Below are 24,523 nucleotides of genomic sequence, written 5' to 3' on the forward strand. Positions count from 1 at the left end.
AAACTATATCCTCCAAGCAATCTTATTTTCTTTAGTTAGCGAACATAGAATTACAACGCACATTACTAGTAAATTCGCATATAAATACCTAAAGTCCTGTGCTGGTAAAGCAACAAGTAACATCGCAGTATTTAGAAAAATAGGTATCGTTATTAATGATTTACGCCATTCACCTCTTAATATAAGGGTGAAACCTAGTAGTATTGTTAAGAAAATATAGATAGCAGGCCTCCACATAACGAGAGTAGGCTTTCTCCAAGTTTGATCTAACACCTTTGTAATATTGGAGGTAACTGCTTTATTGATAACTCTATTGGATAATCCCATTTGCTCTCCAGACTCTTTAGGATAGATGCTTGTAGCAAATAAAGTGACAACCCCGTCATCAAATTGATTAACTTGCCAAATAACAGATGTTTGCTTCAAATAACTTTTGATAACAATTTTAGGATTATTAACAACCAAAGAAAACCAATTACTAAAAAACTCTTTTTTATTATTATTCAGGAATTCTTTATCAAATTCTTGATTAAACTTAAGAGGATCAACTGAATATGGGTTATAATTAGATTTCCATAAATCAATAGGAAAAATCGAATTAAAAAAGGCTATTTGCTTCTCATTCATTTCACCTTCCAACGCAATAACACTTGCTACTTGCTGTGTTGGTATGGCCAAAGCTTCGTTTGGATCAGAGGCGGTTACATTATAATGATTGTAGATAGGTCCCGTAATTATTATGTAAAAAACAATAACTACCCCGGAATATATATATAATCTGAATAAACGTTTTCTGAAAATCATCAAAAATAATATAATGGTAATAGAAAAAACCAGAACTCCATTATGTCTGAACAAGCTCAAACCCAGTGAAGAAATTACGAATAATGCTATATTTATTTTGTTATAGAACCATTCCCCCCCAGTGTTTATTATATTAAACAGTATTATCGTAAACAAGCATAAAAGCGAACTATATAATACGTCCTTCCATATGGTAATGGAATATATTCCATTGACAGGTATTAAGGACATAAAAGCTAAAATTACATAAATAGCCAGTTTATTAACTCCAGCCTTTTCAAATGAATAACACATATACCCAATAATAAGTGAGAGAATAGAAATTTGTGTAATAACAAAGGCTGCTGGAGAATTCCAAAGAGATGTGGTTAACATTATAAACCAAGTATGGGCTACAGGATGCCAATCATTAAAATTATGTGTAATGGTCTGAGACCACTGGTCTAAAGAATCAGGAGTCATTGCTGCAGGATAATAGGCAATAAAATACAAAGAAAACACAAGACATGGCGGAAGAGCATAGATAAGAATCTTGATTTTTGCAACTTTTTCATTTACTGAATCTGATTTCAAATTAATGATACAGGCAATCAGGAATAGAGTAACTGCATTTAAGGATAAAAATGCTGCCAGACTAACTAAGCCTTTTCCTATAATTGAACCATTGTGCAAGGTCAACCTGGAACCTTGAAGACTAAAAAAAAGAACTGAACTAAAAAAAATATTGAAAACAAAAGCCATTGTTTTCCCTTTTCTAGATAAGTGTGCATAAGGTTTAAAAGAAAACCCATTAAAAATAGAACAATATGACAAAAAAATCATGCCCATTAAAATAGTAATAAGACCTGTCTTGTATATTGAATTATTGGGTGACAGATAAGATATAAATCCTACCCCAGATATCAACGATATAGCAAAAATAATTATATACCTGTTCGTTTTAGATTTCATGAGATTCATGACTCCCAATATATCTTTTAATCTGGTGTAGCTGAAGTTCATACTGTTTTCTTGAATTTGAAACAACAGTATCTAATATTAGACCACATGAGAGACTCATAATAGATAAGAGAATAAAACCTACAGCAAGGACTGCAGAAGGCACTTTTGTAACATAGTTTGTGTAAAAAAATTCAATAACTACTGGTACACCTACTACTAGACCAAATACCAAGAAAATCAAAGCCCACATATTGAAAAAAATCAATGGTTTATAATCTTTAAAAAGGGTAAAAATGGTTTTCACTACTTTAAATCCATCCGAAAGAGTATTTAATTTTGACACACTTCCTGGCGGTCTATCTCTATACTCAATAGGCACTTCTTTTATTAAAAAACGCTTATCTAATGAATGAATGCTTAATTCCGTTTCAATTTCAAAGCCGGGACTCATTACTGGAAAAGACTTAACAAAAAACTTATTAAAAGCTCTGTAACCTGTCATAATATCACTTATTTTACTTTTATATAAAGTGTTTATTATCCTTTTAACAAGGTTATTACCGAATCCATGAAGAAGTCTTTTATTCTCCTCTGAATAAGTACCATTAGACAGTCTATCACCTATTACCATATCTGCTTCTCTATTTACAAGAGGCTTCAGAAGCGCATGAACAAACTCAGCTGGATATGTGTCATCTCCATCAACCATAATATAATAATCAGCATCTATATCCAAAAACATCGACCTAACAACATTTCCTTTGCCTTGCCGAGATTCTTTTACTATAGTTACATCATGTAACTTAGCGATTTCGATAGTTTTATCTTTAGAATTATTATCATATACATATATTTTTGCCTCAGGTAATTCCCGTCTGAAATCTGTAATCACTTTACTAATCGTTAGTTCCTCGTTGTAACAAGGAATTAAAATCGCAATATTCATTTATTAGTCCCCTAGAGTGTATTATTTAAAAAACTTATTTAGTTTCAACTTAAATGCTAACTTAATAAGTCGAGAGCCCCATTTAGAACTAGCAAGTCTCATTAGTTCGTACTTCTGAGCGTTGAGATCACTAAAATCATCACTATTATTAGCTCCATAACCTATCGTTGGATAAGTCATAGTTGGATTGTCCCACAAATATCCAGGTCCATTTGCATCAACTAGTTTAAATAACTCCGCACCATATTTTTCATATACAAGACTATTCATACTAGCCATTCGTTCACGGAGATAAATAATCATATCACGATTGAATTGACGAGACATGGAATTGGTTCTAACTCTATACTTCACGAGTGGTTCAGGAATACTTACGCCCAAACAACCATTCGCACACATAGAAATCCAGCCTTCATAATCTTCCATACCATATTCCATTTCACTTTTGTTAAGTCCATATTCTATGAAATCTTGCTTACGAACCACAACAAAAGCCGATAGCATATTTGATGCCAATAAGTACGGGAATTCAGTATTGAATGTAGGCCATATATTGCTGGAATTCCCGAAATATTGCAGCCATGAATATACAAATGATACATTTGTATATTCATTTAAAATCTTAATTGCCTTAGGATAAAAACTAGGTTCTATAAGATCATCTGCATCAAGAAAAGCAATATATTCACCATTTGCATTCTCTGCTCCAACATTTCTTGCATTTGCTAATCCCTTATTATTTATATCTAAAACTCTTATTTTCGATCCATTATCCCTATATTTTTCTAAAGCATTAATACTAAGAGGATCATTAGAACCATCGTTAATAATAATTATTTCAAAATTATCGTAATCTGTTTCCAATGCACTTTGCATTGTCTCTTCAATATGCAATCCCAAGTTATAATAGGGTATTATTATAGAAAGTTTACCTTTTTCATAAGGTATTGATAACGATCTATTTGCAGTTTTAGGACTTATATCTAGAAGCGAAGGAAACATAGTTTTAGAAGCCTTCTCCGTTTTTTCAATAATATTACGAAAAAAATCAACACGTAAATTCAGATTCTTATCAATATTACATAAATTACGGATTCTCTCATGCGCTCCGATACTCATTGTTTTCAATTCTTCTTTGGTTGAACTGATCATTTGCAATAGCTTATTTTCAAAATCACCTTCTATGCCCCAATCAAATATTAGTCCGGCAATCCCATCATCCCCAACCATCTCTGCTTGGCCCCCTGATTTAGAAACTAACATAGGAGCGCCTAACCACATTGATGTTAAACATGTATATGGGAAATTTTCATATAGAGAAGGAATAATTACAGCTTTAGCATCTAAGATTTCAGGATTTAAATCAGCCGGCGGAACAGCATCTTTGAAAATCAGCCTTCCTTCATTTATCCAACGACTATATTTATCCTTCAAGAATTCGCCTAGTTTCATTCCTCGTGGATGAAAATAAGTATCACCACCAATAATTTTAAGCTTAAATAAGTGTCCTTTCAGCCAGAGCTTTTCAGCACCACTAATCATCTGTTGGATACCTTTTCTATATTCAGCTCTTCCGAAATATAACAGTGTGTCCGATTCATAGTTCCTAACATATTCCTTGTTGTCATATTCCTCTAAATAGTATGGTAAGTTTATAACTTGAATAGGATTTTCCGGAGCGACACTCTGAATTTGATCTGCTAAGAACTGGCTTGGACTCAATAATGCATCTGCAGCCTTCATGCAAAACTTCTCCATGTGCCCAATCCAATAATTAGGAAATTTATATCTAGGAGCTTGATTTACTTTATCCAATTCAAACGTGGGCGTATGCAAGTGGAGAGTAACAGGAATCCCAGATATGTCTGAATCGAACTGCCACTTTCTCATCAGTAAGTAATATCCAATACCATTGTAATCTTGAACCTCTATCACATCTGGTTTCTTCCCATCAGACCTTAGCAGAGATGCTACCTCGTCTGCATATTGATATGAAAGTGCTGTCCAATATCCAAGGTGGTTATAATATTCTCCTTGCATATGTTGGAAACGTACAATCCTTAGGTTAGGCTCTTCATAAGTAACCGTACTTTTGTGAGGGTCTCTTACTAATATGGTAACCTCATGGCCACCTCTCGCCATCATAACTGCTGCTTGATTAACATACATCCCTATTCCCCCGCCGTAATCAGGAGGATATTCACTCGTAAGAATCCATATATTCACACTTTTCACCCATATTATTTATTTTTTTGAAAGTAGTTCACTGAAGTAAGCATCAAATTTCATGCATTGCTTTGACCAATACCACTGTTCAATAGAATTAAGATTTTCGCCCGATAACTCAAGAAGTTTTTTTCGGTTTTGTTCCAATAAAATTATCGTTTCTTTTAGAGCCTCTTTTGTGCGTTTAATAATATACTGCTGTTGTTTAGCTCCAAAAACCTGTGGTACTATGCCAACGTCAGTTGAAATTACAGGAACCCCACAAGCCATAGCCTCTAAAACAGGATTAGGAGTACCTTCAATTAGAGACATACAAACTAACACATCTATCTTCTCATAGTAGTGAACCATTTGCTCATGAGGAACAAAACCATCTACTCTGTCACAATAAAGCGATTCAATTAAGTAACCCTCATTTTTCAACTCTTCTACTACAGGTTTCACAATTGTAACAAACCCTTTAAAATCCATTTCTACTGCTGCCCATTTGCTATTGCCTACCCAACCAATAATAAGAGGGCGCTTCTTCATATTAAAACGATTAAGATTTTTCGGATAAAAGAATTTTTCATCAATTCCATCTTCTATGATAGAGATGGGATTTTGATAAATAGAAATTTTTCGATAGATTTTATCTAGTTTTTCTGATGATACATAGTAATTGAAAGTATTAAACAATTTTTCTCTTTCCTCAATCTCCTCTGATGCTAAAAAAAGATGATCATATACACTGGTAGATAATATTTTTTTGTATAAATATTGATCCAAAAACTGCGCAGCTGAAATATTCAATGGATTTAGATATTCAACGAACCTATTTTCATCAGAGATAATAGAAATCATTTCTCTCCAGAAGAAGTGAAGGATGTCACAATCAGCAGCACGGAACAGAAGCTTAACAGGATCCCAGTTACAATCCTCAAAACTAATCAATTTTATCTCATATCGGTCTCCTAGATTCTTTTCAATCTGTCTGGCTATGTTACCAAAAGCCCAGTAATCAACATCAGTAATTAAAGCGATTTTTGGTAAGGGGTTTATTACACTTTCAGTACTTGTAGACAGTGGAATCTTCTGTCCTAAACCCTTATTCTTTTCTTCCAGCCATTTGACCAAATTCGTATCCCATATTTTATAACCATACTTTTCTTCCAAATGCCTAGCTGATTGTTGAATAATATTGACTGAGAACCTTCTTTTTTCATATTCGATATCTGTTTGTTCAACAGGCTTAGGATGATCATGAACCAAAGATAACACACAGGTGTTTCCTATTTTATATCCTTCTCTGAAAATCCTTATCGATAAATCAGTATCTTCAAATCCAATAAACATTTTATCATCGTAACCACCCAATTTTAAGAAGGTTTCCTTCTTTAAAAGGGAGGCTCCTCCGAATAGGAAGTTAGATAAAAAAGGTTCTTGTAAGTTATGTTCAAACTCTTCATAGTTGTCTTGTTTATAACAAGAGCCTCCGCCTACATTTATCTCTCCATTGGTTGAATCCACATACAAATGACCACCCAAAGCAAAAACACGTTTTTGATCGGGATCAAGTAAAGGTATATTCATGAAGTGGCAACCCAAAAGGGAGATTTCTTTACATATTTGAGTAAGCGGATTGTTCAGAAAATATATATCATTATCCAAACAAAGAACCCATTCAGTATTGACATGATTCATTGTTTGATTTCTGCCACCTGCTACCCCGTAATTATCTCCCAATCTCACAATTTTTGATTTAAACGAACATTTCGCACAAAATGCTTCTATTTTAATTAATTCAGATTCTTGGGATCCGTTATCAATTATTAAGACCTCTCCTTTGAAACCAACAAGGTGACTCTCAATAGATTCCAGCAAACGGATTGAAAGTTCTGAGCGGTTAAGAGAAAGAAATGTTATAGTAAGATTTTCTCCATTAAAACCAATATTACTTCCGTACAAAACATAATTATCACTTTCTAATAAGTCACCGTGTTCTGTATAATAATAAGAAGTTTTCTGCACACCGTAGTTTAAGTACGACATTTAATCCCCCCACTACCTCATCCTATTAAAAAAACTACGTAAGGGAGCTGTTATTTTCCAACTTTTGGAGTTAAATAAGGACTGTAACTCCGCTTCCAATTCCCGAACTTTTTGGCTATTCTCATTATTTTGATTCCACTTTTGAGCTTCAGTCAAATTTTTTCTAAGAAATTCATTTTCTCTGTTTGTACCTTTAACAGCAATAGAAAGCTTTTTATTTTGACGTCTGTAGTTGGTTAACTCATCTTCAAGATTCTTTATCTCATTTTTTTTCAACTGTTCAAGTTCTGCATTTAATTTACTAATCTGAGAGGATAGTTCATGAACTTCTGCCCGGTAAGTTGTTATTTTTTCATCAGAGTGTAAATAATCCGAATAAGATACCACTCTCGCTTCGTCCATTGAGGTACCGTAGTATGCAGAAGTGTTTACAACCCCAATTTCGGGCGGTCCCCATATCCCTATAAAATAGCTAACGTTAGTTTGATCAATTTTATGAAAGGATGGTAGATTAATCGTTTCAGCATCCTTATAAGAGAGCATTGTATCCATACTATGTTCTCTGTTATTTTCAATTAGCGAATCTTTAAAGCTAATATTTGCAAATCCACTAACAGGCATACCAAACATATAATTTCGGGAAGCTCCTAGTACGCCTTCACACAGTTCACAAAACTCAGAAAAGGAGTACTTCTTTTCATGAAAAGGATTGGATTTCCCTGGTTCGCTGTAATACCAATTATCATTCGGACAAGAAATCAGGATGATACCATCCTTTTTAAGCCATCTTTTCAGATTCTCAAGATATAAAATAGGATTTGCTAAGTGTTCAATCGTTTCAAAGGAGACAATGAGGTCAAAATAGCCTTCTTCAAAAAAATCATTATCTTCTTCAGCATTTATTGTATTGAAATGTATGTTCTTATGACTAAAATTTTCTTTAGCATTATTTATCGCTTCTTGCGAGATATCAACTCCATGAACCTCTTTAGCGCCCCATTTTTCAGCCATGGCAAATGAGCCATAGCCCTCGCCGCAAGCTATATCTAAAACCCGTTTGCCTTGACAGTACTGTTTCGCAATTAAGTACCTTCCCAGATGTATTGAAGACTCCAAGGCGCTATATTCAGTTTTCTCTCCAAATTCAAGTCTTTCTATAAATTTCACATGATCCACCCTCTTATTTCAGATACTTTTCTAACACCTCTGCAGTAGGACCAACTTCAACAATTCTTCCTTTTTCAAGATAAGCAATTCGACTGCATAATTGCTCAACTTGAAATGTACTGTGAGAAACAAAAATAACCGTAACCCCGTTCGTTAGCATTTGCTGAATTCTTGTCATGCACTTTTCTTGAAACTTATAGTCTCCTACTGCAAGAATTTCATCAACAATTAGAATTTCCGGTTCAACTACTGTTGAAATAGCAAAAGCGATTCTAGCTAGCATCCCTGATGAGTAGTTCTTAAGTGGTACATCTAAAAACTCTCTGGTTTCAGCAAAGTCTACGATTTCCTCAAACTTTTCTGCTATAAATTTTTTGTTATAGCCCAATATAGCGCCATTCAAGTAAATATTTTCTCTGGCACTCAGCTCCATATCAAATCCTGCACCCAGCTCAATTAATGGTACAATCGAACCATTAACAGAAACTTTACCTTTTGTAGGCTTTAATACTCCTGCTATCACTTTGAGCAGTGTACTTTTACCAGCCCCGTTAAGACCGACTAAACCAAAAACCTCTCCTTTCTTAATTTGAAAAGAGATATCATTCAGCGCCCAAAATTCTTTATAATTCACTTTGCCTTTTAGCATTTTCACAAAATACTCTTTTAAATTATCTATCTTCTCAACTTGCATGTTAAAACGAATTGATACGTCCTCTATTGAGACGGCTATATTCTCCATATTCGTCTCCCTCTATATATACATAATAAATTTATCTTGTTTTTTATAAAAAATGTACACACCAATAAGAAAGGTAACTACAGAAGTCGCTATAAGAACCATATGTTGGTGCATGCTCGGCACTTCACTATATAAAATCAACTGGCGAAACATTTGTATTGCTTGAGTAAGTGGATTTAATTCAACCAAAGGACGAATACGTTCTGGTAAAATATCAATAGGATAAAATACAGGCGTCAAAAAATTCAATGCGGTAATAAAAATTCCATATAGATGTGCTAAATCTCTAAAAAACACCGCTGCACATGATAATATCAGACTGATACCTAAACTAAAAATAAATAAATAGATTATTGGAATAAAAGATAACAGCATTGTGATATGAAAACCTGCCTGCGTAGCGATCATAACAATAACTACTGCTAGGAAAGATGTAAAAAGATTTATAAGGCTGAAAATATTCTTAGAGAATGGAAACATGTATTTCGGAAAATACACTTTTTTGATAAGAGAAGCATTAGAATATACTGAACCAAGTGCTAAATTAGTAGACTCGGAAAAAAAATTAAACATAACAGAACCGCATAAGAAATATACCGGAAAATTAGGAATGTTTGATTTGAATAGCGTAGAGAATACCATTGTTAATATTAACATTGTCATAAGTGGGTTCAACAATGACCAAACCACACCAAGTAAGGACCGTTTATACTTAACTTTAAAATCTCTGCTAACTAATTGAATAAGTAAATATCTATATTTCATGAAATTTTGAATAGGAGTGCTAAATACCTTCACCTAGCGAGCCTCCTCAAGTTCATTATTTCTTTTTGACGATTCATAGAAGTCAAAAGTCAATTTCAATCCTCTTTCAAGTGAATATTCCGGTAACCATCGAAGCTCTTCAAACGCCTTAATATTATCTAGACAACTATCTTTAATATCACCGGGTTTGGGATCTAAACTCTTGTATTCGACACCCTTCTGTGTAACTTTTGAAATAATCTTCACCAAATCTTTTAGGGACACTCTATTATTAGTTCCAATATTCACTACCTTTTCACTCCCATTATTAAGGGCAGCTATGTTCGCAGACACTACATCCTTTACAAATACGAAATCCCTAGTTTGAAGCCCATCTCCAAAAATATTCAATATTTTATTATCCAAAACATTATTCATGAAAATCGAAATAACTCCGCCTTCTCCTAAATGATCTTGTCTTGGGCCATATACGTTGGCATACCTTAGAATAGTATAATCAAGACCGTATAAGTCCGAGAATATCTTAATGTATGACTCTGGGACATATTTAGAAATGCCATAGAATGATGTAGGTATTGTACTATGATCTTCGTTTATTGGTAAATACTTCGGAGTACCGTATACAGCGGCTGAAGAAGCATATATAATTTTTCTAACTTTGGAACTCAAACAACTTTGTAGTAGATTTAAAGTGCCTCTGATGTTTAGCTCCTGGTCTAATAAAGGATCAACTAAGGATTTACTCACGCTTACCTGTGCAGCATGATGAATAACAATCTCTGGTTGGAATTCAACAAATACATCGACTAACTTTGGCGAGTTTATGTCTAACATAGCAAACTCAGCCGACTCGTTAATATTATCCATTTTCCCGGTATACAAATTATCTACAATTAAAACTTGATGTCCCAATAGGATCAATTCATCCACAATATTAGAGCCTATAAATCCAGCTCCACCAGTAACAGCAATTTTCATTAACATCTAACCTCCCAAAATGATCAATACAATATTTAAAACTCTAAATTGAGCATCAATATTATTTGTACTCAAATCAAAAACTCATTATTTTATTTTTAGTCCTCTTTCATTTATGCTAAAATATTGTCGTACCTACAGGAAAAGGAGATTATAACGTGTCGAAACCAGTATACGGTAAAAACGCCGCTCAGTCGAGAAATGTTGAAAAGATAGCAAGTCCGATATGGGCCTTGGTTGTTGCTTTTATTTTATTTTTGTGTTGGGCCCCATTTCAAGTGGGATTATTTAACGGACAACAATTAGACTTCGAGAAGCCAATCTATGTATCAGCACTACTTAGTAGCCTTTTGCTGCTAGTCTGCCTTGGCTTATACTACAAAAAATTCAAATTAGATGAACAGAGAGACTTAATAGCTTCAGCTTCTATATTACTTCCTCTGACCTACGCTTTATCATTGTTTGTTGCAGTTTCGCATTATACGGCGATGAATATGCTGTTTATTCAGAGCATGTATGTTGCAGTCTTCATTATAGCCTTTTATCTCATGAAGCAAAAGCAAGTAAATGTTGTCATTCAAAATGCTATATTGGCAATTGCATATTTCATAGTGGGTTTTGGACTCTTAAATTGGCTAGGCAGCAGTAAATTAGCCGGCGCTCTTGTGGGCTGGTTCTCAAACACTGTACGTAACGATATTTATTTAGATGCAGTTATGACTGACTCTAATGGACTTCGTCTCACTTCGATCTTTCAGTATGCGAATACATACGCTGCATTCTTAATGGCTTTTCTCTTTGTAGCAATATTCGTGCTTATTCGCTCTAAAAAATGGTATGGAACGTTGACGCATAGCTTTATGCTAGTTCCTATCATTGTATCGATCCTATTAACATTATCCCGTGGGGGCTTAGTCCTGCTACCTGTAGTATTTATACTACTGCTGTTATTCCTAAAACCTGCACAGCAAATCCTCTGGATTCTGCACCTTGGGATCGCCGGCATTGCTTCGTTGCTCATTACGACTCCAGTAACTAACCTAGGATTAGAGTTAAACAAGGAGTTCACTTCTTCCGGCGCCTTGAAAGGCTGGAGTTATCTGCTTGGAGCTTCACTGGCTGTAGCTGTAGTATCTTGGGTCATTCAAAGGTTTGTCGCTCCTTGGCTAGAGAAGAAGCTCAGCAATTGGTCTTCGCGTAAACTGACAGGTCTATGGATTCCGCTTGGTTTTGTTGCACTCGTCGGAATTGTAGCTTTCCTACTAATAGGTACAAGCGCAAAAAATATCTTACCTAGCAATATGGCAACTCGTCTTGAGAACATCAACTTCCAGCAACATAGTGTACTTGAGCGGATTACTTTTTATAAAGATGCCTTGAAGGTAGTTAAAGACTATCCGATCCTTGGTGCTGGTGGTGGTGGCTGGTCCTCACTATATGAGCATTATCAAAACAACCCTTACACCAGCCGCCAAGTGCATAACTTCTTTTTACAATACTTGATTGAGGTTGGGATCCTTGGTTTCATCGTATTTATGGGATTCATTTTGTATATTTTCTATAAATACATTCGTGGGTATGTGAAACGGGATAAAAATGATTTTGAGAATGGTTTCTTTTATCTAATTATTGCTCTATCCATTCTTGTTCACAGTCTACTAGATTTCAATATGAGTTATGCCTTTATGGGAATTCTCGTCTTCCTTGGACTGGCTGGCATGGCAGTTGTCATGGATAGCAAACAGCTACGTAAAAGTTGGAATAAACCTGGTTTGCGGCTTGGATATTCCACTGTACTTACGGTAGGCACTGTATTCTTGTTATTCCTCTCGATTAGCTATATCGGTTCTAGTAATGCTGCCATAAAGGGTAAAAATCTACTCGGGGTTAGTACTTCTTACGAAGAAATTAAAAAACCATTAACTGAGGCTTTAAAAACACGTCCAGGTCATCCAGAATCAGTCTTGTACCTATCCTCTTTAGATCAACAGGTTTTTAGTCAGAACCAAGATGAGCAATTTCTAAATGAGGCTTATAACGTACTGACTCGCGCACTAAAAGATGAGCCATACAATAAAAATATTCTAGCTCAATTAGTAAGCTATTATGACCTAAAAGGCCAAAGTGATCTTGCTTACGGTGTTTACCGTGACAATGCTGATAAGTTCAACTGGGATATCAACTGGTATGATACTCTCATCAGCCGTTCCTTTGCATTAGGTCAGCAAGCCCTTAACCAAAAGGATGAGACAAAGAAACAAGCGTATTTCAATGAAGCTCAAGAAGCATACAATCACGTTCTTTCTGGAATAGAACATCTGAAGACTCTTCCACCAGAACAACTGCAAGGACGTCCTTTCTCAGTAACGCCAACTATCGCTTTAAACGTTGGCAAAATGCAACTTTTATCCGGACAAGAGGATGCAGCCAAGACAACTCTGAAGCTTAATTCCGATCCTAATTACACGGATATAATGAACGGTGAAACTCCGTGGGATATAAATTGGTACAATTCACTAATCAGCCGTTCATTTGATTTGGGGCAGGCAGCTTATGCACAACAAGATAATCCAGATAGAATAGAAAACATGAAAGCGGGCTTTGTCGTTGGGCTTTTGGCCTATAATCAGGTACTTGCGGATAATGATCCTTCGAAAACATTTACTCCGGATGTGACACTGAAGATAGCAAAAATGCACTATATGTCTGGACAGATGCAAAAAGCAATCTCCATCTTGAAACCGGCCTTAAGCCAAGAGTTCGCAGATGCAACCAATCGTGAGGTTGCTCGTTGGTACCTCGCTACACTGACGAAAACTGGTGGCGAGGATCAGCAGATATACGATTCGCTGATCGCAGCTGATCCTGCGGAAGCAGCACAAATCGAGGCCATCGCAAATTCACAATTCTAAAACAGAAAGAAATCAAAAAAGCGTGCCGCTGTAATTACAGCGGCACGCTTTTTTCAATGATATGAGTTCTATTTAAATCCCTGCCTTAGCAACTTCGCTATCTATAAGCTCTTTCATATAACGAAGTAAATCATCTTTAAGCTCTTCATGCTGAAGTGCATAATGAATGGTGGTCTGAATGAAGCCCATCTTCTCACCAACGTCATGACGTTTACCTTCAAAGTCATAAGCAATAATCCGCTCCACTTCACTTAATCGGGAGATGGCATCCGTAAGCTGAATCTCTCCACCTACACCTACCTGCTGCTCGCCAAGCATATCGAAGATACGTGGAGTTAAGATATATCGTCCCAAAATCGCTAGATTTGAGGGGGCTTCTTCTCTCTTAGGCTTCTCTACTAGACGATTTGCCTTATAGACACGTTCTGCCAAAGGCGAAGCGTCTACAACACCATAACGCGATACTTCTTCCCATGGAACGGGTTGAACGCCTACAATTGAAGATTTATATTCATCATAAACATCTATCATCTGTTTGAGGCACGGTTTATCCGCTTCAACGATATCATCACCTAGCAGAACAGCAAACGGCTCATTTCCAATGAATTTACGTGCACACCAAATCGCATGTCCAAGACCTCTTGGTTCTTTTTGGCGAATGTAATGGATATCAGCCATTTCGGAGGATTTGCGAACGGATTCAAGAAGTTCCCACTTCTGCTTTTCTGCTAAGTTAAACTCTAGTTCAAAAGAGTTGTCGAAATGGTCTTCAATCGCACGTTTCCCTTTCCCCGTCACGATAATAATATCCTCGATTCCCGAAGCAACTGCTTCTTCGACAATATATTGGATCGTCGGTTTATCTACTATCGGTAGCATTTCTTTAGGCATTGCTTTAGTTGCAGGCAAAAAACGGGTACCAAGACCTGCAGCGGGGATAATGGCTTTACGGATCTTCATCACATTAACTCCTTCTGTCGGTTACTCTTCCATCTTAAATACTCTGTATAGTAAAATGGCATATTTTCTTTAATTATAGCAGTTATAACAGATTAATGTCAGAGTGTTTGTTATATTTGTATATCTATTCCAATCAAATCGGAGAGGGAGAAATTATATAAGTCTTTTACAAGATCCCCCCCTTTGCTAACTCTCACCTATATATTATCTAGTATATGCAAGTAACAAAGAGGACGAGAGGGTATCTACAAAAAAGGGCCAAGCAACACCAGTATCTACTGGTAGTCACCTAGCCCTATTTCTTTAACCTTTATTACTTCGCGTTAACCAATTGCCCCCGTGTAACCCCGAGCTGGTTGGTAGCCTTCAAGCTCTTCCATACCTGCGTACCAGAGATCTCACCACGCAGTGCGCGGCTATAGAGGCTAATTACCTCAGCCACTTGCTCTGGTGTCTCTTCCAGGAACTCCACACGGTACGAGGATACACCTAGATCACGGAAATTGTTCAAATACTCCGCACCGGACTGCTCAACTGCATTATAGACGGTATTGCGGCAGCCTTCATCCACACGAACTGGGTGAGACATTCCAATACGGTCTTGCAGGGAAGCGCGATGCTCTTCACATGGACGGCCACAGTTCGTAAAGTCTGTGCCTTCACTCATGAAGGTACAGTATACACAGTGCTCTGTGTGGAACATCGGCAAATGCTGATGGATTACAATCTCCATACGAGAAGTGTCGCTGTGCTCAAGTAGATCGACCATCTGTTGAATGTTCAAGTCATAGGATGGTGTTACCAAGTCACAGCCTGCCTCAAGGAACAGATCCACTGCCTTATGATTGGCGATATTCAGTGAGAAATCGCCAATCAAGCGAGGATGCACAGCATCCGGTTGTTCCTGGCGGCGGCGCAGGTAATAATACAGCGCGCCTGTGTTGCGAACTAACACGGCATCAGGCTGCAAGCGCAGGATATTGGCGTGGTAGCCATTCTCGCCCGGCATATGAATGCGCGGCGTGGCCAGCGCGATGCTGGCCCCTGCAGCCCGTACAGCATCTACCGCTGCCGGGAACTGCTTGATAAACTCGAAGTCGGCGTAGATGTTTCTCACGCCGGCCTCGAGCGCAGCCTGCACCTGCGGCAGGCTGCGGCACAGCGCGGTGAGCTCCGCTTCACCAGCGCGCTGCGGAGCGACGTCCCTGCGGGTAGCGTCGCCATAGACCTCGATCGCCCGTTTCACGTACACGGGCGGTTTCGGGCGCTCGCCCGCAAGCAGCTCCACCGCTTGGCGGCGGATGCTGTTCAGCTCGCGCATAGGGACGATCACGTCGCCTTGCAGATGCGACTCTAGCGCGTCAAGCTGGAACACGGTTCCGCCCAGGCGGCCGAATTGTTCTTCCAGCAGCGCGGCATCCATCGGACGCTTTTGCGCTGTTTCCAGCGCGAGCTCCGAGTCTACACGGACGGTAACGTTCTTCTGAACGTCCGTCCACCAGGTGGTCAGCTTCTCGCCGACGCAGCCCTGCACTCGCACATGTACCGGGAATACCCGGTACGGCTTCTCAGTCTCATAAGTCTGGCGCAGCGCCTTGTCTAACGCAGGGTCATTTGTCTTCCAAATGCGGTCACCGACATTTAGACGACGCAGATCCACATCATTACGACCGGCTACGATGTCGATGATCCAGCCTTCTCCGGCTTCACCTTCGAGCTTCACACCTTTACGACGAAGGTCGTAAACGCGTCCGCCTTCTTCTTTTTTCGTCGGATCCCCTGCATCAAACACGATTCCGTCTCCCCGCTTAAGAGGTGCATGAATACGGCAGACAACTCCATCACGAAGAATTTGTTCAACCGTTCCGAGATATACACCACGGCTTTTCGGGAAAGTGCCGTCTACGAGCTTTTTATTGTTCGTTCCATCTAGGAAACCATGCGTGAAGCCGCGGGAGAAGCTTTGTTGCAGTTCACGAACTTCTTCCTTCGATGGTTTGGACATATCGCCATCAAAATACCGATCAATTGCCTTACGGTACTTACTAACTACATTCGCAACGTATTCCGGGCTCTTGAGGCGCCCTTCGATTTTGAAAGAAGTTACACCCGCCTCGATCAGCTCAGGCATAAGATCAATAGCTGCCAAATCCTTAGGGGAGAGCAAATAAGTCACATCACCCATTGGTTTAACTTCTCCATCTACCATCAGATCATAAGGCAGACGGCATGCTTGGGCACATTCTCCACGGTTGGCGGAACGTCCACCCCACATTTCCGAAGTCAGACATTGGCCCGAATAAGAGACACATAGGGCTCCGTGTACGAATACTTCCATCGGCAGACGGGCTTGCTCCCCAATCGTCTTAATTTGCTTCAGATTGTTCTCACGACCGAGTACCACACGCTCCAAACTGAAAGGCTTAGTGAACTCAACCGCCTCCGGGGAAGTAATCGTCATCTGTGTCGATCCATGAATCGGGAAGTCTGGTGAGATTTCACGAATCATTTTGACCAAACCTAAATCCTGTACAATCACTGCGTCCACGCCAGCATCTACACAAGCATCAATCAGTTCTTTCGCATCAGACAATTCATTTTCAAAAACCAGTATATTAAAGGTCAGGAAACCCTTCACACCATAGCTATGCAAAAACGCCATAATTTCCGTCAGCTCGTCCATGCGAAAGTTATTCGCTCTCGCCCGTGCATTAAACTTCTCTACGCCAAAAAAGATAGCATCCGCTCCGTTTGCTACCGCCGCACGCATGCAGTCCCAGTCACCTGCAGGTGCCAATAGCTCCACGTCTTCTCTGCGTATTTGTTGCTCTTTCATTTATATCCTCCCAAACCGCCATGTGGCGGGTCATTTCTAGTTGATTAACTTGATAATTGTATCAAATATCACATCTCAGCGCCATGTGTTTACCAACATTTATATAAAGAAAAGAACGCCCCACACCATTTTGGCTACAAGGACGTTCTCATCTAATTGAATTACACTCTACTATTAGTTAGTCATGAACTCCAAACACCTCTAAACTACTCATTCCCTGTAAACCGAAACGACTGCAGCGTTTTATCCAACAAAGCTTGCTGTTCTGCAGTAGCATTGGCATCATTCAGCGTAACAGTAATCGTATAGACCACCTCATTTTTACCAAAAACAACGTGCTTACTGCGGACAGGAACACCATTCTTGATTTGATGCACAGTAAGGATCGTAGCAGGAACACCAGCAAAGGTAGACTCCACTATACTTTCAATGCGAGGACCTTTAGGATCATTATTTTTATTCTGATAAGAATCTTTGAGCATATTCACCGCATAATCGACTGAGCTTTCAGGTTTCGAGTTAATCTGGAAACGTCCTCCGATGAACCGATACTCTACCAACTGTGTCTCGAATACATCTTGATCGGGTGTCCATAAACGTGGAATGTCGATGGCATAGCCGTATCTTTTAGATACTTTGGTTATCGTTTTATTCTTGATTGTCTTATAGTCATCGCTAGCGAGTCGCCCGAAGTTCTCCTTCAACAGATCAAAATCAATATCAATGGAGGATATAATAGCATTGAATTTGGTCTTATCGTCTTCTTGTCCAGGAGGTGTCACATATTCAAAATAGTAACGGTACCCATTCTTGAGCACGATTGCCTGATATTCTGTCGCCCAACCGTTGCCGAAATTCAGCTGTGTCTCACTTATTTGCGCAGGTACGCCGGAGATTTCAGACTTCATGCTATCCTTAAAAACATAAGCGTCCGCTACAAAGTTCTCCTGCGTTTTTGTCTTCAACTCTTCAGCCCAGCTCTCTAGTGTAGAACCAGCAGGTGCCGATGTAATCGCCACACTCAAATGACTTCCATGTTTGCTTTCATAATAAAAATGCTGGTCATCCTTAGTCCAAGCGGCAGGAACCTGTAGTGAGATACCATAGTCCTCATTATAGGCTTCACTTAAGCCATTCTTTACGGTAGAGAGATCACGGATTTTGTTATCCTTAGTGTCAAAAGAGGGCCGAAAAGAGCTCAGTAACCCCGCATATTTGGCTAAATCCTTATAATTAGTGGCTTTCTCATCCGTCAAATAAATCTCGTAAAGTCTACCTTCAGCATAGATCAGCCTGTTTTCCCAGAGTGCTCCGCTAGAATCTTTACTGACCAATCGTGCATAGGGTACAGAGGCTTTCGGGAACGACTCCCGGTCTAATATCAGTTCACTGCCTAACTCGACTTCCCGGACTAGTTGTTCTAATAGCCCATCTGCATCAACAGCAACTGCCTGATCACTTGCATGAATCTCCAAATAATAAAGATTGTCCGCACTGGAGAAGGTAGCCACACTCTCATCACCACCGCTATTTCCAGCAATCAGTCCAGACGGATAATTTAGTGTCCATCGATAATAGCTGTTCCCAATTTGCGTCTTCCCCACATCGCTATCAATACCAGTATCCACTGGCACATCGCCTTCATTGTCAGCAGGAGCTAAGGTAATGATCAGCTCACCACCGTTACCCTGGGAGAGGGTTGCACCCAGTACACTCGCCACAAAACGCAGCGGCACCATCAACACACCTGAAACCATCCGAGGCGCGGAGGTGAGTTTAACTTTAGTCGCATCCTTCCAGGCACTAATACTACCAATCGTCATTAACCCTGTATGAGAGCCGTACGTTACTTTCACTACATCATTTCCTTCTAAGGAAACCGTGCTGCCAAATGTCTTTTTAAAAACCCCGAGCGGTACCATAACCGTTCCGTTCTCCATATAAGGCCGCTCGATAGTCACCTTCTTGCCATTCACCGTAGCAGAAGTACTGCCAACTTTAAGACTCAGCTGCAGCTTGTCTGTTTCTGCTGCCCGTGCGGTTGGTATCGGTAATATAGAAAATAGCAATAATAAGGCCAGCATCGCACACAATCCTTGTTTTAAAACTTTAAAGCCCATTTTCCGTCCCCCTCTCGAGTTTTCTGATCACTCTTCCGTATGCTCGTCTCCATCTGCTCCTGCACCCTCTTCACTTAATAGGGGATCACCCTGAGTGAGCACCAGCTTACGGATGACGATATCCCCATCACTTTGCATAACCAGTCGTACCGTTGTACCTGGAGAATAGCTTTTAAACAATTCATTAATCTCAACTAGTGAGACCACACGGTGGCCGTCAATGCTGTACAAGACGTCGTCTTCGGCAACACCCGCCTTGCGTGCTTCAGCAGAAATCACTTTGGTTACAGTCAGGGGATCAAGCGTTGGCAAGCCCACAATCGAGGACCAACTCGGCTCTAACTCCAATCCAAGACTCGGGTGTTTTACTTCACCGTACTTAAAAAGCTGGTTCATAATATACTGCACGGTATCCGACGGTATTGAGAAGCCCATATTCTCCACGCCCACCGCTGAGTATTTCAGGCTGTTTATTCCCAGCACTTCGCCCTTCATATTCACTAGCGGCCCCCCGCTATTCCCGGGATTAATCGCTGTGTCACTTTGGATCAGACGATAAGCCGCAGCTACTTCACGGTTAAGGCCACTTATAACCCCTACGGTCGCTGAATTCCTTAGAGAAAAGCTAATCGGTGTTCCGACGGCCACTACCTTCTCACCAACAACGGTTTTGCCGGTCGATGGAATAAACTTTGCAGGTTTAAGGGAGGTTGCATTGATTTTGATCAGGGCCAGATCACTAACTTCATCTAGATATGTTTCTTTAATGCTGTAGGTTTTGGAGTCCGACGTCACTACCAAGGCATTCTGCAGATCTTTGATGACATGTGCATTGGTTACAATCCATCCATTCGATTTCACAATAATGCCAGAACCATGCGTCAGATTGTATCGATCATCCGGTCCGCTAGTCCCCCCACTATCGTCTTTGCCGATAATGCCCACTACGGAGGGGGTGATACTTTTAATAATCCCTGGTACGAGGTCTTCCGCTGCTGTTGAATTTTTGATTTTGTCTCTCTGGGTTGTGGTCGCCGCGCTAACCGTCTTTGCCGCACTACCAAACGCATAAACCGATTCACTCCATACTCCTGACAGCAACACACCACACAGCAGCAGGCCCAATCCTTTCTTCACCAGTTTCTCCACAATCCTCATCGACCTTCACCAGACCCTCTCTGCACATGGATAGATTTTACAATATATAATTTGAAAAAAGACGCCTTCAATGCGCCCACGGCGTTAAAGGAGTCTTTTGGTGCAAAGCTTTTCAGTTTAGTTCTTTCGTTAACTTAACCAATGCATCACCATGGCATAGTCAGAGATTATAAAAACCAGCAAACTAACCGCTCCGAAACCAATGGCGAACTTGTTCTTCTGCGGAGCTCTCAGCAACCGAATGACTCCGACCAAAATTAGGATGGTGAATAAAATCATAAAAACATCAAAGGTATGAAATTTAGACGGTCCTTGCGCGGCAACTTCTGCAAGTAGCATTACCTTACCTCCTCAAAAATGTTGTCAAGCAAGATCCAGTATTCCCCATATCCTCTTCTATGTTATCGCTACCATTTGGACGATGCAATAGGTTTTGTAGAAAAATTATGTATTTGTCACAAAAAAAATATTTTATTGCTGCAAAATCGGATAAATCAATGATTTTGTTCATTGACGTTTGGTGCTTTCCGGCGAAAGCGATACAAACCTAACGAGTAATGCTCTATTTTTTGAAGGTGATGAAATGAAGTATCAGTTATGGATTAAGCCCCTTCAAATTAGCCGATTATCGGTTTGATTTTAGTTCTAAGGCTGCTTCCTCAATCTAGTAGCTGAAGCTTTTAATAGAACAAAATGTATATTACAATTAGTTATTTATTTTTCAAGGAACCATCGAGCCTACAGTTGTTCTATTACCCATTAAGTATACTTACAGCAACAGCATGTTCCTCATTAAATCTTACGACGGACATGCCCTACATATGCCTATCCCGTCTATTATTTAGTTTTCTTTTTATAGGAGTCATATAACGTTTACTAGAAAACTCACATCAGAACGGATAATTTCTATAATTTACAGGTGACTACCAGCAATTGTACCGATCAATTGTTTTCCCAAAATAATAATTTTGGACAATAAATAATAAAGGCCACGGCAAATTGCCGCGACCTTTATTATTTAGTAGTTATACTATCCAGCTATTTATAACTTAGGTAGTTTCCGCCGTCTCAAGCATAAGCGCTTCAGTACGCTCCGTATCACGAATCAGAACTGGCTTCAGATACTTACCTGTGTAAGACTCCGTAACAGTAATGATCTTCTCTGGTGTTCCTGTTGCCAGTACAGTTCCGCCGCCACTGCCGCCTTCTGGTCCCATATCGATGATATAATCCGCAGTCTTAATAACGTCCAGATTATGCTCAATGACAAGAACCGATTCTCCGGAATCCACCAAGCGGTGCAATACTTCTAGTAAACGACCAATGTCATCAACATGCAGACCTGTTGTAGGCTCATCCAAAATATAGAGTGTCTTACCGGTACTACGACGGTATAGTTCAGAAGCCAACTTCACGCGCTGCGCCTCACCACCGGATAATGTTGTACCTGGCTGCCCAATCTTAATATAGCCAAGACCCACATCCATCAGCGTTTGCATTTTACGATGAATACGCGGAATATTCACGAAGAACTCTGTAGCATCCTCTACAGTCATCTCCAGCACGTCGGAAATGTTTTTCCCTTTATATTTCACTTCTAGTGTTTCCCGGTTATAACGTTTACCTTTACATACCTCGCAAGGAACGTATACGTCAGGCAAGAAGTGCATCTCAATCTTGATAATTCCGTCCCCACGGCAAGCTTCGCAGCGTCCGCCTTTTACGTTAAAGCTAAAGCGTCCCTTTTGGAACCCCCGTACCTTTGCCTCATTCGTCTTCGAGAACAGATCACGAATGTCGTCAAATACGCCAGTATAGGTTGCTGGGTTAGAGCGTGGTGTACGCCCAATTGGCGATTGATCGATTTCAATAACCTTATCGAGATTTTCCAAGCCGCGAATTTCTTTGTGCTGACCCGGACGAACCTTCACAGCCTTATTCAGCTGCCGTGCCAAGCTCTTGTATAGAATTTCGTTAATAAGTGAAGATTTACCGGAGCCCGACACACCAGTCACCGCCGTAAATACACCCAATGGAATCTTCACATTCACATTTTTCAGGTTATTCTCTTTAGCGCCACGGATTTCTATCCAACGATCATCGGTAGCACGACGCTTAGCGGTAACTGGAATAAACTTACGACCGCTTAAATATTCACCGGTTAAAGAATTCGGATCTTTCATAATCTCTTCCGGTGTTCCTTGCGCCATAACTTGTCCACCATGAATACCCGCACCCGGTCCGATATCAATAATATAGTCCGCTGCCATCATCGTATCTTCGTCATGCTCTACAACAATCAACGTATTGCCTAGGTCACGCATATGAGCAAGCGTAGAGATCAGGCGATCATTATCCCGTTGATGCAGACCAATACTTGGCTCATCCAGAATGTACAGTACACCCATCAAACTGGAACCGATCTGAGTGGCCAACCGGATACGCTGTGCTTCACCACCAGATAGCGAGCCTGCTGCGCGGCTAAGTGTCAAATAGTCCAGTCCGACATTCACTAGGAATCCCAGACGATTGCAGATTTCCTTAAGAATGAGATTGGCGATAGCTGTCTCTTTCTCACTTAACTTTATTTCTTCAAACCAATGCTGACAGTCACCAATCGAGAGATCGGTAATATCCGAAATATTTTGCTCGTTGATCGTCACCGCCAAAATTTCTTTCTTCAGACGTTTGCCCTTACAGACATGACAAGGCTTAGCACTCATAAATCCTTCGATAAATTCACGAATACCGTCAGATGCGGTCTCCCGGTAACGACGCTCCAGATTCGGAATAATCCCTTCAAAAGCAACCATCGCATCTTTCTTTTGTCCAAAATCATTCTCATATTTGAAGCGAACCTTCTCGCTACCTGTACCATGCAGTAGTTTATTCATATGATCAGGTGTTAAACTGCTCACTGGAACGTTCTGCGGAATATTAAAATGCTCACACACGGACTTCAGAAATTGCGGATAGTAATTAGAAGTACTTCCAGTCCAAGCTAAAAAAGCACCTTCTTCAATGGATTTCTCAGCATCAGGAATAAGCAGATCTGGATCGACCACCATCTTCATTCCAAGTCCATCGCACTCTGTGCAGGCTCCAAACGGACTGTTGAAGGAGAACATACGTGGTGCCAGCTCTTCAATACTGAAACCACAAATCGGACAAGCAAAATTAGAGCTGAACAGAAGCTCTTCCTGACCGATGATATCCACAAGGATTTTACCGCCCGAAAGTTTAAGTGCCGTCTCCAGTGAATCCGTCAGCCGGGTCTCCACATCGTCTTTAACGACGATCCGGTCTACAACAACTTCTATGGTGTGTTTTTTATTCTTCTCAAGTTCAATATCCTCAGACAGATCTCTTAGCTCACCGTCCACACGCACACGTACGAACCCTTGCTTAGAAATATCTGTGAAGAGTCCTTTGTGTTCACCTTTACGTCCTGAAATAATAGGCGCTAGGATTTGCAAACGAGTCTTCTCTGGATACTGCATAATCCGGTCTACCATTTGTTCAACGGTCTGGGAAGTAATCTCAATTCCATGCTCTGGACAATGAGGGTGACCGATTCGAGCAAAAAGCAACCGGAGATAGTCATAGATCTCAGTAACCGTACCAACTGTGGAGCGCGGGTTGCGACTTGTTGTCTTTTGATCAATAGAGATTGCCGGAGATAATCCGTCTATCGAATCCACATCCGGCTTCTCCATTTGCCCCAAGAACTGACGAGCATAAGCTGACAAGGATTCAACATAACGCCGCTGTCCTTCAGCATAAATCGTATCAAATGCAAGCGAAGACTTACCCGAGCCGCTCAGCCCCGTCAGCACGACGAAACGGTCACGTGGAATCGTCACATCGATGTTTTTGAGATTGTGCGCCCTCGCGCCTTTAATTACAATATTATCGTTCGCCAACGGAACCTCTCCT

At 40.0% G+C, this 24,523-nt stretch carries 15 protein-coding genes; 1 reads left to right on the forward strand and 14 read right to left on the reverse strand.

From position 1 onward, the window contains the following. Positions 1 to 3: 3 nt before the first annotated feature. The 8 genes from NYE25_RS18480 to NYE25_RS18515 form a co-directional block, all read right to left on the reverse strand. Entirely contained in the window at positions 4 to 1,755 is a 1,752-nt protein-coding gene (locus NYE25_RS18480; protein ID WP_341146538.1) for a DUF6020 family protein, read from the reverse strand. Then, a complete protein-coding gene (locus NYE25_RS18485; RefSeq protein ID WP_341146539.1) occupies positions 1,745 to 2,692 on the reverse strand; it encodes a glycosyltransferase family 2 protein in 948 nt (315 codons plus the stop codon). The genes NYE25_RS18480 and NYE25_RS18485 overlap by 11 nt, the downstream gene beginning before the upstream one ends. A gap of 21 nt (positions 2,693 to 2,713) precedes the next feature. Continuing rightward, positions 2,714 to 4,861: a glycosyltransferase gene (locus NYE25_RS18490; RefSeq protein ID WP_341146540.1), complete on the reverse strand. Its 2,148-nt coding sequence runs from the start codon at positions 4,859 to 4,861 to the stop codon at positions 2,714 to 2,716. A gap of 75 nt (positions 4,862 to 4,936) precedes the next feature. Beyond that, entirely contained in the window at positions 4,937 to 6,949 is a 2,013-nt protein-coding gene (locus NYE25_RS18495; RefSeq protein ID WP_341146541.1) for a glycosyltransferase, read from the reverse strand. Between the two features lie 12 nt (positions 6,950 to 6,961). Continuing rightward, entirely contained in the window at positions 6,962 to 8,116 is a 1,155-nt protein-coding gene (locus NYE25_RS18500; RefSeq protein ID WP_341146542.1) for a methyltransferase domain-containing protein, read from the reverse strand. 13 nt (positions 8,117 to 8,129) lie between these two features. Continuing rightward, positions 8,130 to 8,858, reverse strand: coding sequence for an ABC transporter ATP-binding protein (locus tag NYE25_RS18505; RefSeq protein ID WP_341146543.1), 729 nt, complete (start codon positions 8,856 to 8,858; stop codon positions 8,130 to 8,132). Between the two features lie 12 nt (positions 8,859 to 8,870). Further along, positions 8,871 to 9,656, reverse strand: a complete 786-nt coding sequence (locus tag NYE25_RS18510) for an ABC transporter permease (RefSeq protein WP_341146544.1) — start codon at positions 9,654 to 9,656, stop codon at positions 8,871 to 8,873. Continuing rightward, a complete protein-coding gene (locus NYE25_RS18515; protein WP_341146545.1) occupies positions 9,657 to 10,601 on the reverse strand; it encodes an NAD-dependent epimerase/dehydratase family protein in 945 nt (314 codons plus the stop codon). It abuts the gene before it with no gap. Between the two features lie 158 nt (positions 10,602 to 10,759). Here NYE25_RS18515 and NYE25_RS18520 point away from each other — a divergent pair, with 158 nt between their 5' ends. Further along, positions 10,760 to 13,513, forward strand: coding sequence for an O-antigen ligase family protein (locus tag NYE25_RS18520; RefSeq protein ID WP_341146546.1), 2,754 nt, complete (start codon positions 10,760 to 10,762; stop codon positions 13,511 to 13,513). A 72-nt stretch (positions 13,514 to 13,585) separates the two neighbouring features. Here NYE25_RS18520 and galU read toward each other — a convergent pair whose 3' ends face one another. The 6 genes from galU to uvrA all read right to left on the reverse strand — a co-directional run bounded on the left by galU (position 13,586) and on the right by uvrA (position 24,510). Beyond that, a complete protein-coding gene (gene galU, locus NYE25_RS18525; protein ID WP_341146547.1) occupies positions 13,586 to 14,473 on the reverse strand; it encodes a UTP--glucose-1-phosphate uridylyltransferase GalU in 888 nt (295 codons plus the stop codon). A 313-nt stretch (positions 14,474 to 14,786) separates the two neighbouring features. Further along, complete coding sequence (locus NYE25_RS18530) at positions 14,787 to 17,309, reverse strand: U32 family peptidase (protein ID WP_341146548.1); 2,523 nt, start codon at positions 17,307 to 17,309, stop codon at positions 14,787 to 14,789. A gap of 206 nt (positions 17,310 to 17,515) precedes the next feature. Then, complete coding sequence (locus NYE25_RS18535) at positions 17,516 to 19,429, reverse strand: stalk domain-containing protein (RefSeq protein ID WP_341146549.1); 1,914 nt, start codon at positions 19,427 to 19,429, stop codon at positions 17,516 to 17,518. Between the two features lie 27 nt (positions 19,430 to 19,456). After that, a complete protein-coding gene (locus NYE25_RS18540; protein ID WP_341146550.1) occupies positions 19,457 to 20,566 on the reverse strand; it encodes a S1C family serine protease in 1,110 nt (369 codons plus the stop codon). A gap of 150 nt (positions 20,567 to 20,716) precedes the next feature. Further along, the gene (locus tag NYE25_RS18545) at positions 20,717 to 20,926 is read right to left on the reverse strand and encodes a DUF2759 family protein (RefSeq protein ID WP_042131279.1); all 210 of its coding nucleotides are present in this window, start codon (positions 20,924 to 20,926) and stop codon (positions 20,717 to 20,719) included. A 710-nt stretch (positions 20,927 to 21,636) separates the two neighbouring features. Continuing rightward, a complete protein-coding gene (gene uvrA / locus NYE25_RS18550) occupies positions 21,637 to 24,510 on the reverse strand; it encodes an excinuclease ABC subunit UvrA (protein WP_042192277.1) in 2,874 nt (957 codons plus the stop codon). Positions 24,511 to 24,523 lie beyond the last annotated feature (13 nt).

Origin of the sequence: Paenibacillus sp. FSL E2-8871 (assembly GCF_038000345.1) — a bacterium.
Taxonomy (GTDB): Bacteria; Bacillota; Bacilli; order Paenibacillales; family Paenibacillaceae; genus Paenibacillus_AQ.

Bases quoted from the DNA above. Each gene is read 5' to 3' on its own strand.
- NYE25_RS18480 (WP_341146538.1), bottom strand. From the start codon at position 1,755: ATGAAATCTAAAACGAACAGGTATATAATTATTTTTGCTATATCGTTG.
- NYE25_RS18485 (WP_341146539.1), bottom strand. From the start codon at position 2,692: ATGAATATTGCGATTTTAATTCCTTGTTACAACGAGGAACTAACGATT.
- NYE25_RS18490 (WP_341146540.1), bottom strand. From the start codon at position 4,861: ATGTATGTTAATCAAGCAGCAGTTATGATGGCGAGAGGTGGCCATGAG.
- NYE25_RS18495 (WP_341146541.1), bottom strand. From the start codon at position 6,949: ATGTCGTACTTAAACTACGGTGTGCAGAAAACTTCTTATTATTATACA.
- NYE25_RS18505 (WP_341146543.1), bottom strand. From the start codon at position 8,858: ATGGAGAATATAGCCGTCTCAATAGAGGACGTATCAATTCGTTTTAAC.
- NYE25_RS18515 (WP_341146545.1), bottom strand. From the start codon at position 10,601: ATGAAAATTGCTGTTACTGGTGGAGCTGGATTTATAGGCTCTAATATT.
- galU (WP_341146547.1), bottom strand. From the start codon at position 14,473: ATGAAGATCCGTAAAGCCATTATCCCCGCTGCAGGTCTTGGTACCCGT.
- NYE25_RS18530 (WP_341146548.1), bottom strand. From the start codon at position 17,309: ATGAAAGAGCAACAAATACGCAGAGAAGACGTGGAGCTATTGGCACCT.
- NYE25_RS18535 (WP_341146549.1), bottom strand. From the start codon at position 19,429: ATGGGCTTTAAAGTTTTAAAACAAGGATTGTGTGCGATGCTGGCCTTA.
- NYE25_RS18545 (WP_042131279.1), bottom strand. From the start codon at position 20,926: ATGCTACTTGCAGAAGTTGCCGCGCAAGGACCGTCTAAATTTCATACC.